The sequence below is a fragment of the Campylobacter sp. 2457A genome (assembly GCF_020135895.1).
In the GTDB taxonomy this organism is placed as follows: Bacteria; Campylobacterota; Campylobacteria; order Campylobacterales; family Campylobacteraceae; genus Campylobacter_D; species Campylobacter_D taeniopygiae.
Window position 1 is genome coordinate 76,641 of sequence record NZ_JACHTO010000003.1, and the last position, 12,992, is coordinate 89,632.

The following is a 12,992-nucleotide window of genomic DNA, read 5'->3' on the forward strand; positions in this document are numbered from 1 at the left end:
AAATGTTTAGTTGGTTAGAAAAAAATCCATTCTTTTTTGCTGTGGCTGTTTTTGTTGTAATTGCTTATGCTGGTATTGTTGAAGTTTTGCCTAATTTTACTGAAAATGCAAGACCTATTGAAGGAAAAAAACCTTATACTGTTTTACAGCTTGCAGGGCGTCAAATTTATATAAAAGAAAGTTGCAATGCTTGCCATTCTCAGCTTATACGTCCATTTAAATCTGAAACTGATCGTTATGGAATGTATTCAGTTAGTGGCGAATTTGCTTATGATAGACCATTTTTATGGGGTTCAAAAAGAACAGGTCCTGATTTAATGCGTGTAGGAAGTTACAGAACAACTGATTGGCATGAAAATCATATGTGGGAGCCTACCTCGGTAGTTCCACATTCTATTATGCCAGCTTATAAGCATATGTTTAAAAATGATGCTGATATAGAAACAGCTTATGCTGAAGCTTTAACTGTAAAAAAAGTTTTCAATGTGCCTTATGATGTACCAGGTGGCGTAAAACTTGGTTCTTGGAAAGATGCTCAAGAAGAAGTAAAAGCGGAAGCGCAAACTATAGTTGATGAGATGAAAAATGAAGAAGTGAAAAAAGCTTTTGCCAAAGGCGAAATTAAAGAAATTGTTGCTTTGATCGCTTATTTAAATAGTTTAAAGTAAAATGATGGAACATTTATTAATTTTATTAGATGTAATTAAAAAATTAACTACTCTTAATTTGAGTGAAATTAATCAACACGAGTGGAGAATTTTCCAAGCTTATGGATTTTTCCTGCTTGTTGTTTTTTTGTCATTGGTTTTGTATTCATATTTGTATCATCTTTATAGAGCGGAGAAAAATGGCGAAAGAAATTATGAAAAATATGCAAACCTTGTTTTAGATGATAGTATCAATGATAGTGTTTTAGAAAATAAAAGGAGTGCTTGATGCAATGGTTAAATTTAAAAGATAATACTAATTTATTGTCTTTGATTGGAGCTGTTCTTATTGTTCTAATCACGCTTATAATTGTAAGCAGAATGTTTAGAAAAATGAAAGAAAAAAAAGGTGAAGCTGAGCTTAGTGAACATGAATGGGATGGAATAGGAGAGTATAAAAATCCTATTCCTTTAGGCTGGGCTATTGTCTTTTGTCTTACTATTGTTTGGGCAATTTGGTATTTCTTGTGGGGATATCCTTTGAAATCTTTTTCAAGTATAGGTCAATACAATGAAGAAGTGCAAGCCTATAATTCTAAATTTGAGAAAAAATTTAAAAATTTATCTGCTGATGATAAAAAAGATATGGGCGAAAATATTTTTTTAGTTCAATGTTCTGCTTGTCATGGCATTACTGCTGATGGAATCAATGGTAAAGCTCAAAATTTAAATATTTGGGGTAGCGAAGAAGGAATTATTAATACAATTGTACATGGTTCTAAAGGGATGAATTATGAAGGCGGAGAAATGCCAGATGCATCTGTTTTAGGCATAGCAAAAGAAGACATTCCAGCAGTTGCTGCTTATGTTGCACAAGAAATCTCAGCGATTAAAAAAACTAAAAATGAAAAGTTAGTAGCTAGAGGAAAAGAAGTTTATGAAACTTGTGCTGCTTGTCATGGAGCTGATGGAAAAGGAGGAGAGGGTGGAATGTTTCCTGATCTTACAAAATATGGTTCAGCAGAATTTGTAGTCGATGTTTTAAATAGAGGTAAAAAAGGTTTTATAGGAACTATGCCAGCATTTTCTACTTTAAATAACGTGCAAAAAGAAGCTGTTGGCGAGTATGTAATTTCTCTTTCAAGGGGTAAATAATGGAAAACACAAATAGATGCGTATTTTCTTTTTCAGGTATTACAGGAATGCTTATTGCAACTGTGTTATTGATTGCTATTTTAGTAGTGCTAACTATTTTTGGAATTAAAGCTCAACGAGAAGTGATGCAAAAACCTTATAGTCTTAAAGATATTCAAAGTGTAAAAATGTTAGGTTCAAAAGAGCAAGATCATAGAATTATAAAGGATGCACAATGAGTAAAGCATTAGAGTATTTAATTGTTATTGGACTTATCACTACTGCGGTAATTACTGCTTGGTCGGTATTAACTGCTAATCACTTGCACATAGGATGAAAAAAATATTACGAGATAGCTTATTTTTAGCTATCTTTTTATTTTTTCCTTTGAGGGTTTTTGCTCTTGATTATGTGGTTTTTAATGAAGGCGTATTGAGTCCAAAAGTTGTTCAAGAAATTAATTTAATAGGCAAAGAACTTGAAGAAAAGAGTCAAATTTTTGCAGGAGTAGCTATAGGCGATAATATGGATTTTGAAACTTTGTTTAATATGCAAAAAACACTGCCAAAGTCTTACATTCTTCTCATTTTATCTAAAAAATCGCATAGAGTTGATATAGTTGGTTCTAAGGGTGTTCTTAATTTGATTGATAAAGAAGCTATATTAAGTCCTTATCCAGGAACAGGTTCGATTTTGCCAATTTTAGCAACACAAAAAGGCGATATTTATAATGCTGCTATTTTAAATGGCTATGCTGATATAGTCGATCGCATAACCCAAGCTAGAGGGATTACATTAAATTCTTCTATAGGTAATACAAATCGTGATACAATAAATATTTTAAGAATTTTAATCTACGGTTTTGTTTGTTTTGCATTACTTTACTATACACAAAGAAGAATGAAGAGGAAAAGAAATGGATAAGAAAAAAACTTTTTGGCCTTATGGTTTATTGATTGCTTTTTTATTGATTATAGGGGCTTCTGTTGCAACCGTTGTCATTTCAAGCGATTATCCTGTATATGAAGATGATTTTTATTTTGATTCTTATCAAAATGTAGAAAATAACTATAATGAAATTCAAAAGCAGCAAGAAAATTTTAATAAACTTTTTAAGGTTGATTTTGAAAATAAAAATTTACAATTGCTAGGTGCTAGGAAAATTCCTGTTTATAATATTGATTCTAATTCTTATGTAGCTAATTTCAAAATAGAATCTTTAGGAAAAGCAGATATTCAAAATTTAAAGTATGAAATTTTACTTACTAGACCTCATACAAAAAAAGATGATCAAAAATTACAAGGACAAATAAAACAAGGAATTTTAAGCATCACCTTTCCTTCTAAAATCGAAGAAGGTAGATGGCAATTAAAATTTAAGCTGATTGCAAATCCTCAAACAATAGGCTTTTTTAGCTATGAATTATACGCTAAATGAAGCTTAGAATATTTGGTTCTACAAGGAAGATCAAAGAATATTACGATCAAAGCAAAGCTTTAAATGCTTTGCTTGATAATGCTATAAGCATACAAGATTTTCTAGAGAGAGTATGTTTAGCTAATTCTCATAAGGCAAGTTCTTATGAGAGTTTGCTTTTGATGCAAGAAGCGTGCTTAAAAAGTAAAAATTTAGAGAAAGAATTAGGAATTAGTGCTGATTTTTTTACTTTTTTAAAAAATAATGAATATTTATTCTCTTTTTTCAAAGAATTAAGCTTAGAGAAAAAAAGTATTGATGATCTTAAAAATAATGATTATTATGCAAGTTATAATGAACATTTAGAAATTTTAAAAGAAGTATTTGATCATTATCTTGCCTTGCTTAAAAAGAATCATCTTCATGATGATTTATCTTTGGTGAAAGATTATTCGATTAATTTTGATTTTATAGATGAATATGATGTTATTATTTATAATTTAGAGGGTTTTTTAAGTAAATTTGAAGAAGATTTGTTTTTGCAAATTGCCGACTATAAAGAAGTGATTTTATGTTTTAAGGTAAGTCGGTTTAATTATGAGTATTTTTCCAAATTTGATTTTTTAAAAGAAATAGATCTTGAAATAGAATTTTATTATGAAGTAAGTTTAAATGAAGGAAAAATTCTTAAAAAAGAGAAAATTTATACTCAGAACTCACAAGTTAAAGTCAAATCCTTTGAAATTAGAAGTTTGCAATGTGCCTTTGCAATGGATGAAGTTTCTCATTTTTTAAGGGAAGGATTAAAGCCTGAAAATATAGTTATTATAACACCAGATGAAAGTTTTTGTGATCTTTTAAGATTGTTTGATAAAAACAATATGTTTAATTTCGCTAGTGGTATTAATATCAAAGAGAGTTTATTTTATCAAAAACTAAAAATACTTTATGATTCTGCAAATTCTGAATCATTTTATTATCAAAAGCAAGAAGATTATTTTTTAAATGAAGATACAATTTTTGATTATCATAATACTTTTTTGCATTATTTAAATCTTGATTTTGAAAATTTTAAGAGTCAATTTGATCAACAATTTAATTTTGAGCAGTTTGAAAATTTAATAATTCAATTTTTAAAAAATGAAAAACAAGAACTTGCCAGCATTATCCAAAAAGAATTGTATTTTATCAAGGATTTGTTAAAAAATCAGTCTTTGAAATTTAAAGAATTACTCCAGCTTTTTTTTATACACATTTCAAATTTAAATTTAAGTTATGTTGGCGGCGGAAAAATTACCGTTACGGGGCTTTTAGAAAGCAGAGGACTTCATTTTGATGGAGTTGTAATTGTTGATTTTAATGAAGATGTGATTCCTAAAAGAAGTATTAATGAACTTTTTTTAAATAATGAAATTCGCAAAAAAGCAGGGTTAATCAGCTATGAACGAAGAGAGAATTTGCAAAGATTTTATTATGAAAATTTAATCAAAAACGCTAAAAAAGTAAGCATTTCTTATGTTGAAAATGAAGAGCAGAGAAAATCACGTTTTTTAGATGATCTTGATATAAAATATTTTTATGAAAAACCAAATTCTAAAACTTATTTAGATGCATTAAAGCTTGATTATCAGAGTGCAAGATTAAATTTAGAGCCTATTAAAGCTCCTATTTTAAAGCACGATCCATTTGAAAAACCTTTATCTTTTACTCGCTTTAACTTACTCCTAAATCAAAAAAGAACTTATTATTATCGTTATATTTTAAATTTAAAGGAAGCTAGAGCCTTAAGTTATGAAAGCAATTTTAAAAATGAGGGTAATTTTATCCATAAGATTTTAGAAATTTACTATAAAGAAAATTCAAAAAATTATTTTGATTGTAGTATTTTTAATAAATTATTACAAAGGGAAAGTTCAAAATATGGTATCGGCGATTTGGAACTAGAAATTTTAAAAATACGATTTGAAAATTTTTACAAAAATGAACAAAAGCATTTTGATGAAGGATATAAGGTTGATAAACTAGAATTGTCTATTTCTAAAGTTTTAAATTTTAAACAAGAATTTATAAAACTAATAGGAGTTATTGATAGAATTGATCATTGTGCGGGTGAAAATTTTATCATCGATTATAAAAGTGGAAAAATTCCTACAGATTCTTATCAGTTGGCTTTTTATCAAGCTCTTTATGATGAGAATGCTCAAGCTTTTTTTTATGATTTAAAACGTATGAAATTTACAAAAGAAAAAGCTAAAAGTTTGATTGATTTGAAGGAAAGTTTAAAAAATTTACTAGATGAAAGTAAAAAAGAAATGGAGTTTGAAAACAAAAAAGATGAATATTGCCCTTATAGGTTGATTTATAAAAAGGAAGTGAAATGACTTTTGAGCCTTTTTTAGCTTTAGAAGCAAGTGCTGGTAGTGGTAAAACCTTTGCTTTGAGTGTTCGTTTTATAGCTCTTATTTTAAAAAACGCAAAAATAAATGAAATTTTAGCTTTAACCTTTACTAAAAAAGCTGCTAATGAAATGCAAAAAAGAATCATTGATACTTTTTTAAATTTAGAAAGCGAAGAAAAACAGAGTGAATCTCAAGAATTATGCCGACTTTTAGATGTGGAAAAAAAAGAGCTTATAGCCTTAAGAGATACTAAAAGAAAAGAATTTTTAAGACAAGAGTTAAAAATCAGCACCTTTGATGCTTTTTTTAGCAAGATTGTTAGAGCTTTTGCTTTAAATTTGGGACTTAGTAGCGATTTTAATATTAGCGAAGAAAAACTCGATATCAAGGCTGTTTTTTTAAGGCTTTTAAATAGAGAAGAATTAAAAGATTTAGCTTATTATTTGGTCAATATAGAAGAAAATCAAGATTTTTATAATGAATTAGAAAGATTTTATGAAAACGCTTACCATAAAGATTGTGTAAAAATTCCAAATCCATCAAAAGCAAAAATAAACAAAGCTTACAATGATTTAAGAACGTATTGTTTAAGTTTAACCCATGTTAAAAGATATACAAATTTAATACAAAATTTTAAAAATGAAACTTTGGATTTAAATGAATTTATCAAAACAAGTTTTATGTCAAAATTTGATGAAACGGAATATTTGCAAAAATTAAACGATGAGGATACAAATTTTAAATTAAAAAGAGAAGAATTTATCAATGCTTTAAATGGTTATGCTATTGAGCTTGAGCAATATAAAATTGCTAATTTAATGAATCTTTTAAATTATTATAGTAAGGCAAAAAATTCTATACAAAAAGAAAAAAATGTTTTAAGTTTTAGTGATATTAGTCGAAGAGTTTTTGATTTAATCACAAGTGATTTTAAGGATATGATTTATTTTCGCTTGGATGGATATATTTCTCATTTGCTTATCGATGAATTTCAAGATACAAGCGTTATACAATATAAGATTTTATATCCTTTAATCGCTGAATTAGTTTCAGGCGAGGGCGTGAAAAAAAATAGAACTTTTTTTTATGTTGGAGATAAAAAACAAAGTATTTATCGTTTTAGAAAAGGCAAGAAAGAGCTTTTTGATTTATTACAGCTTGATTTTAAGCAAATCAAAAAAGATCAACTTAAAGTCAATTATCGTTCTAAAGAAAATTTGGTTTATTTTGTCAATGAAGTGTTTAAAAATAAAATAAAAGATTATACGCCACAGCTTTCTTTGGAGGATAAAAAAGGAGGCTTTGTACGCGTTGTTGAAACAAAAGAAACTAAAGCCAAAGATCAGTTTCAAGAAATAAAAGAAAAAGTATTTGAAACTTTGCTAGAACAAATTTATTTTTTAAAAGATAGAAATATTTCTTTAGATGATATTTGTATTTTATGTTGGAAAAATAATGATGCAGATATGATTTTAGAATTTTTACAAGAACACAAAATTCAAGCATTTACACAAAGCAATATTTTGCTTGAAAATAAAGCTAGTGTGAAGGTTGTTTTAGAATATGCAAAATATTGTATTTTTGGAGATGAGTTTTATTTGCATTTTTTAAAAGAATTTTTAGGATTTGAACCTTTGAGATTAAATCTTGATTTAGCAAGAAGTGCTATAGAAAATTTACTTTATTTGATTAAAAATTTAAGACTTGATCTTAGTGATATTGCTTTAATCCAATTTATAGAATATGCCAGAGAAAAAGAGGATTTTTTAAAACTTTTATTTGAACCTTGTCCTTTAAAAATTATTAATGAACAAAATATGGGGATAAGCATTATGACTGTGCATAAATCCAAAGGTTTGGAATTTAAGCACGTTATTTTGATAGACAGTCTTTCAAAAAATAATACAAATAGCGATAATATCATGCTAGAATATGATATCAATCAAGGTTGGCAACTTCATCTAAGAGATAATATACGCAAATTAACTAAAGAGTATAATTATCAAGCTTTTATAGACAATATAACCAAGGCTGATTATGAAGACGATATGAATAAGCTTTATGTGGCTTTTACCAGAGCTAGAGATTCTTTGATTGTTATTAAAAGAAATAGTGAATTTAAGCATGGGAGTTATCCTAGTTATTTAAATTCAATGCTTGAAATCAATGAGCAAGAAATTGGAACATTAGAATTTCAAAATTTATATGAGCAAAAAGAGGAAATTTTGCCTCCTGATTTGAAAGAATTTGAAAAGGTTGGTTTGCAAGAAATTGATCATGATGAAAAATTAGATTCTAAAGAAATTTATTTTGGAAACGCTTTTCATTTTTTTATGCAAAATTTAAAACTGCCATATGGAGAAAATATCGAATTAGCTTATCAAAACACTAAGAGTAAATTTAGGTATTTTTTGGATGATGAAGAATTTGAAACATTGTTTGTAATAATTAAAAATTTACTCAATAACAAAGAATTTCAAAACCTCCTTAAAAATAAAAAACTTTTCAAAGAACAAACATTGAGTTTTCAAGGAGAAATTAAACGACTAGATTTGCTTGCTTTAGATGATAAGGAAGCGATAATTATAGATTATAAAACAAGCCTTGCAATGGAGGATAAATACAAAGAGCAAATTTGTGAATATAAACTTGCTGTGGATGAAATCTTGAAAAAAAATTCAAGAGCTTTTGTTGTTTATTGTTTAAAAGATAAAATCTTAATTAAAGAGTTATCTAAAAAATAAAACATTCATGTTTTAAAATTTATTGAAAAATTAAAAGTATTCTAAAGCCGCATTTTTCTAAGAGTTTAAAAATATTATTTAAAAATCAATCATTTTCTTACTATATTATTTAATAAGTTAAGCACTATTGAAATATAAACAGAAAAATAATTTTAAACTTGTCAAAATATTATAAAAAGATGATAAAATAAAAAGCTTTGTATCAATGGCTTAATGGTTTAATATAAAAAGGATGAATATGGATTTTTATACTATGCATGAAAAAAATGGTAAGCTTTATTTCGAGATAGAAGGGGATAATCTATTTGAAGATTTTTTGGAGCTTATGAGTGAAAAAAGTGTATTTAATGTGCATAAAGAAGGAGAAAATACACTAACAATCAATTCCGTTGAAATTACTTGGCTTTATGAAAATAAAAAAATATCATTATTGCAGAGTCATCACTTTTTGCTAAAGGTACAATCGAGTTTGCTTTGGAAAATTACAAAATAATTTTCGAAGAAGAAAATAAAATACATGATGAACAAGATAATGAAGAAAATGAAAATTACAGTGATGTTGATAATTTCATGGATCCTAAGGAAAAATCTTTAAGAAATTATCTAGAAAATTATAAACACAATGCTTTAATAGGTGCTTTAAGTCTTACTCAAGAGGAATTTATCAAACTTTCTTCAAAAGATTTCAAAAGAGTGCAAGACTATATCGATGAAGCTTTGCAAGAGGATGTTTTAAAGCATCTTGATATTTGCAAAATAGATGATGCTAATTTGACGGTGTTTAAAGTAAAACCTTTAATGCAAGAATTAAACATTGAAACAAATTTCATAAAATCTAAAAATTTTATTACAAAAAACATTAAAGAGTATTTTTTTGATCTTTTAAAAGCTGATGCAAATATAGATTTTGAAGATGCAGAAAGGATTGTAACAGTATCACATATTTATTATTTCTTACAAAGTGAGCTTTGTGAGAAATACAATAAAAAAAGAAAGCTTTAGTATTTAATAATCAATTAATTGAAGATTTTTGCTCCTCTTTGCCTAATTATAAAATTTTAAATAAAGTTAATTTGGCTTTGCAAGGCTGTCAGGTAACACGAGGTAAAAATCGTATTTTAATGCTTGATGATATTGAAGATTTATATGAAGATTGGGACAAAGAAGAATATATAGAAGTTTTTATAACAGATAATAAAAATGGAAGAAAACTTATAGCCTATGATGTATATGATTTAAATTTAAGCGAAAAAGAATTAAACCAAAAAATCGATATTTTTAAAGAACAAGTTAAGCAATTTGGAGAGAAATTTAATTTTGATACAATAGAAACTTTTTTAAGCGAACGTTTTCAAGAAGAAAGCGATCCAGATCCGCTTAAAGATAATGAAGATATAAATTTAGACAATGAAGATAATCAAAATCCAGATTCCAAAGATGAAAACGATGATATTAAATTCATTCCTTTAAGTCTTGAAGAACAAAAAAATATAAGAGAAATTTTGAATTTAGATGAAAGTAAAAATATTGAAAGTTTCCACCAAAAGATTATAAATAAAATCTTTTCTGATATATTTGAAAGATTGTGCGGCGAGAGTTCATTGGCGAATAGTATTTTAGATGATGACACTATGTATAATTTAATCCATGATCAAATTTTTGAATTTGTAATGGGAAAAAGTGTGAGTAAAAATACTTTTAAAAAGATCAATATCCTTACTTTTATGCCTGTTTTCAAAACAAAAGAAGATGAAAGATATTACACATTGGAAGTTGAAGACAAACGCATTGCCTTTAAATTGAATCAAGATTCTTTTAAAACTTTATTAAAATGTGGTGTGGTTATTACAGAAAAACATTTAAAGCAATTAAAAGAAGCAAAGGATCTTTTTGCTTTATTGCATAAATTAAATGTTAAATTCTTTAATGAATATTTGCACGTTCATAAAGGACAAAAATGCACCACAAGAAAAGGCGGCCTTATTTGTTTAAATGATTTAAGAAAAATAGATGATTTAGAAGATTTTTTACAAAGCCATCCACGCTTTGTAATGTTAGAACAAATTTTAGAAATTCTAACTCAAATAAAAGACTTAAATTCATCACAAAAAGAAGAATTTTTACAAAATTATGATTTTAAGAATTGGGAATATGAAAATAATGAAATTTTTATTTATGACAAAGTAGAAACAAAATATAACAATAGCATGCGATTTATCAATAGCAAAAAAGAAAACCGAAAACCAAAATCAGAGATCCGTTTGCTTGCTCATACTCAAATAGATTGTAATGAGCAAGAAATAGAAGAGCAAGCGGTAGAATTATTTGAAGGATTTTCACAAAATGAAGCAGAATTTGCTCTCATTATGATTTTAGATTATTTAAATATGGTGCAAGAATCTGAATTTGATAATATTTTAGATGTTAAGATAATAAAAAGTCCTCAATTTCATGCAAATACGAATTTTTATCAAAGTTTAGATGAATTTTTAAAGAAAGAAGAAATATTTAATATCATTTTTATCCGTGATAGTAATGAAATTTTTTATTATCTAAGTAAAGTTTTTAGAATATTAAGATTTAAGATAAATTTTAATTTTTGTCTCAAAAATACAGACACAGAGCTACAAGTTTTTGTTATAGAAAATGAGCAAAACAAAAATTTAAAAACAGCTTTATTGATTGGTGCTAGTGTTGAAGAAATTGGAATATTGAAATTTATAAAAGAGAAAAAATTTAATAAAAATGCCCTTCCATTTATGGCCAATTTATATGTTGAAATAGATGGGGCAATGGCTTTAAATTCTTGTTTTTATCAGGGTCGTTATACTCTAAAACATAAAGATGAATTTATAGAAATCGACAGATATATAGGTCATATTTTTTCTTTTTGCGAGGATTATTTTTCAAAATATTTAAGAAGTGATTTGAAAAAAATCGTTGTTGGTTATATGGGTAGAGAGCTAAGCGAAAAATATGAATATGATGAATTTAAATGTTATTTTGATGAAAAATTCTATCTTATATTGATTTTTATACAAATTTTTGCAGTAGTCTTTTTGTTCATGAAAAGGATGATGTGCTTTATATTATGCTTTGCAAAGATAAAAAGATATATACTAATTCTAGTTTAGAATATGATTTTAAATATATCGATAAAGTCATAAGAAAATATTTTCCATTTTGTACACAGGAATTTAAATTTTATTCTGCCAGACCTTATGTATTTTGCGGTTTAAAAACGTCTTATATACAAGAAGAGCTTCAAATAGAAAATTAAAGATTAATAAAGATGATGAATTTGAATCTGAAAATTTTATTTCTTTAGAAAGTGCAAAATTGGCTAAAAATTTGTATGATAATTTAAAACCTTTTGGATAAATGCTTTAAAATTTTATGAAGAATTTAAGAAAATTTGTTTAACTCCTATGCAATTTTTAAAAGAAGAAGATAAGGAATATGCAGAATTTGAGATAGATATTAAAGATGAATCGAAAAGAGGTAATATTTGCTTTTGTTTTGAGAAAGTATTTAGAACTTTCTTTGAAGATGAATATATAGCGGGTAATTTGAATATGGTTGTCAAATTTCGTAAAACTAGCGAATCTAAATTTAAATCTCAATCTTATTCTAGCATCGATAACGAAGGCGAATTTGTAAAATTTGCAGGCTTGGAAGAAGTGAAGGAATTGGAAGATTTGGAGCTTAGTTATCAAGATTATGAAATAAGAAATAAAAAGATTTTCGAATTTATAGAGCAAAATAATGTTTTTAAACAATTTTTTTATGATGAAAATTATAAAGAATTTGAAGTGTCTTTGAGTAGCACACATCAAGATTGCGATGTTGTTTGGATTAATAATGTATTTACATTACAAGAAAACAAGCAATTATCATTTTTGGATAAAGTTACATCTTTTTTTAAGAAATAGAAAGTAACATTTTAAAATGCAACATAAGGAAAAACAAATGAAAACTTTAGAAGAAATTCAAGCTATGGATGAAAAAACGGTAACGGAGATAGGTTGGGAGTTTTTTGATCTTATTAAAGATAATAAACTTAAAGAAGTTAAAGAGTTTTTAAAAGATTATCCCATGCCTGAAGTATTTTTAGAGAAATGTTGTAAGATATATTGGTGTGATCATCCTATACCTTTTTTAGCCCTAGTTCTACTTTAGCTTGGGCAGGGATTGCTTATGATAAGAGTCAAAGTTTTGAAATGATGGAGTATTTTGAGAGTTTAGGACTTAAAGCTGATGATGAGTGTTTAGGAAAAAATGCCCTTACTAGTTATATTGGAGTGGGTGGAAAAAATAAAAAAATGATTAATTATTTTTTTAAAAAAGGATGTAAATTTGAAGTTTATGATGAACGAGGTGCCACCCCTTTGCATTCTTGGATATTGCTTGGTGATTCTGAGTCTGTAAATTCTTTAGAAGTGGCTTTACAATTTGGTGCTGATGTAAATATGAGAAATATTAAAACAGAACATGAACATAGTTATATCGATGCAGGAAAAACCCTTTTACATATAGCTGCAACATCTGATAAAAAACCTATTGGAACTTGTTTGGAAATTTTGATCAAATATGGAGCTGATGTCAATGCTGCTAATTGCACTATCAATAAAACTAAAGATGATAAAATTAA

The 12,992-nt window shown here is 26.8% G+C and carries 15 protein-coding genes; all 15 read left to right on the top strand.

The genetic code is table 11. From position 1 onward, the window contains the following. Positions 1-2: 2 nt before the first annotated feature. Positions 3-668 (top strand): cytochrome-c oxidase, cbb3-type subunit II, encoded by a 666-nt coding sequence (gene ccoO, locus H2280_RS01910; RefSeq protein ID WP_137623047.1) that lies wholly within the window; start codon positions 3-5, stop codon positions 666-668. Positions 669-672: 4 nt separating this feature from the next. After that, positions 673-936 (top strand): cytochrome c oxidase, cbb3-type, CcoQ subunit, encoded by a 264-nt coding sequence (locus H2280_RS01915; RefSeq protein WP_137623046.1) that lies wholly within the window; start codon positions 673-675, stop codon positions 934-936. Further along, complete coding sequence (gene ccoP, locus H2280_RS01920) at positions 936-1,802, top strand: cytochrome-c oxidase, cbb3-type subunit III (protein WP_137623045.1); 867 nt, start codon at positions 936-938, stop codon at positions 1,800-1,802. Before H2280_RS01915 ends, ccoP begins: the two co-directional genes overlap by 1 nt. After that, positions 1,799-2,020: a DUF4006 family protein gene (locus H2280_RS01925; protein ID WP_137623044.1), complete on the top strand. Its 222-nt coding sequence runs from the start codon at positions 1,799-1,801 to the stop codon at positions 2,018-2,020. Before ccoP ends, H2280_RS01925 begins: the two co-directional genes overlap by 4 nt. After that, positions 2,017-2,118 (top strand): hypothetical protein, encoded by a 102-nt coding sequence (locus H2280_RS01930; protein WP_137623043.1) that lies wholly within the window; start codon positions 2,017-2,019, stop codon positions 2,116-2,118. The genes H2280_RS01925 and H2280_RS01930 overlap by 4 nt, the downstream gene beginning before the upstream one ends. Beyond that, entirely contained in the window at positions 2,115-2,705 is a 591-nt protein-coding gene (locus H2280_RS01935) for a hypothetical protein (protein ID WP_137623042.1), read from the top strand. Before H2280_RS01930 ends, H2280_RS01935 begins: the two co-directional genes overlap by 4 nt. Further along, on the top strand, positions 2,698-3,219 hold the full coding sequence (locus H2280_RS01940; RefSeq protein ID WP_137623041.1) for a FixH family protein: 522 nt from the start codon (positions 2,698-2,700) through the stop codon (positions 3,217-3,219). Before H2280_RS01935 ends, H2280_RS01940 begins: the two co-directional genes overlap by 8 nt. Then, entirely contained in the window at positions 3,216-5,579 is a 2,364-nt protein-coding gene (locus tag H2280_RS01945; RefSeq protein WP_337215503.1) for a PD-(D/E)XK nuclease family protein, read from the top strand. The genes H2280_RS01940 and H2280_RS01945 overlap by 4 nt, the downstream gene beginning before the upstream one ends. Next, complete coding sequence (locus tag H2280_RS01950) at positions 5,576-8,341, top strand: RecB-like helicase (RefSeq protein WP_337215504.1); 2,766 nt, start codon at positions 5,576-5,578, stop codon at positions 8,339-8,341. The genes H2280_RS01945 and H2280_RS01950 overlap by 4 nt, the downstream gene beginning before the upstream one ends. Before the next feature lie 238 nt (positions 8,342-8,579). After that, positions 8,580-8,834 carry a hypothetical protein gene (locus H2280_RS01955; RefSeq protein WP_337215505.1) on the top strand — a complete coding sequence of 85 codons (255 nt, stop codon included), beginning with the start codon at positions 8,580-8,582 and terminating at the stop codon, positions 8,832-8,834. Further along, a complete protein-coding gene (locus H2280_RS01960; protein ID WP_337215506.1) occupies positions 8,816-9,343 on the top strand; it encodes a hypothetical protein in 528 nt (175 codons plus the stop codon). Before H2280_RS01955 ends, H2280_RS01960 begins: the two co-directional genes overlap by 19 nt. A gap of 38 nt (positions 9,344-9,381) precedes the next feature. Then, positions 9,382-11,475: a hypothetical protein gene (locus H2280_RS01965; protein WP_337215507.1), complete on the top strand. Its 2,094-nt coding sequence runs from the start codon at positions 9,382-9,384 to the stop codon at positions 11,473-11,475. A gap of 294 nt (positions 11,476-11,769) precedes the next feature. Further along, entirely contained in the window at positions 11,770-12,273 is a 504-nt protein-coding gene (locus H2280_RS01970) for a hypothetical protein (RefSeq protein ID WP_337215508.1), read from the top strand. Positions 12,274-12,310: 37 nt separating this feature from the next. Further along, complete coding sequence (locus tag H2280_RS01975) at positions 12,311-12,520, top strand: hypothetical protein (protein WP_337215509.1); 210 nt, start codon at positions 12,311-12,313, stop codon at positions 12,518-12,520. 41 nt (positions 12,521-12,561) lie between these two features. After that, positions 12,562-12,992 (top strand): ankyrin repeat domain-containing protein (locus tag H2280_RS01980; protein WP_337215510.1); only part of this gene is annotated, 431 nt, incomplete at its 3' end.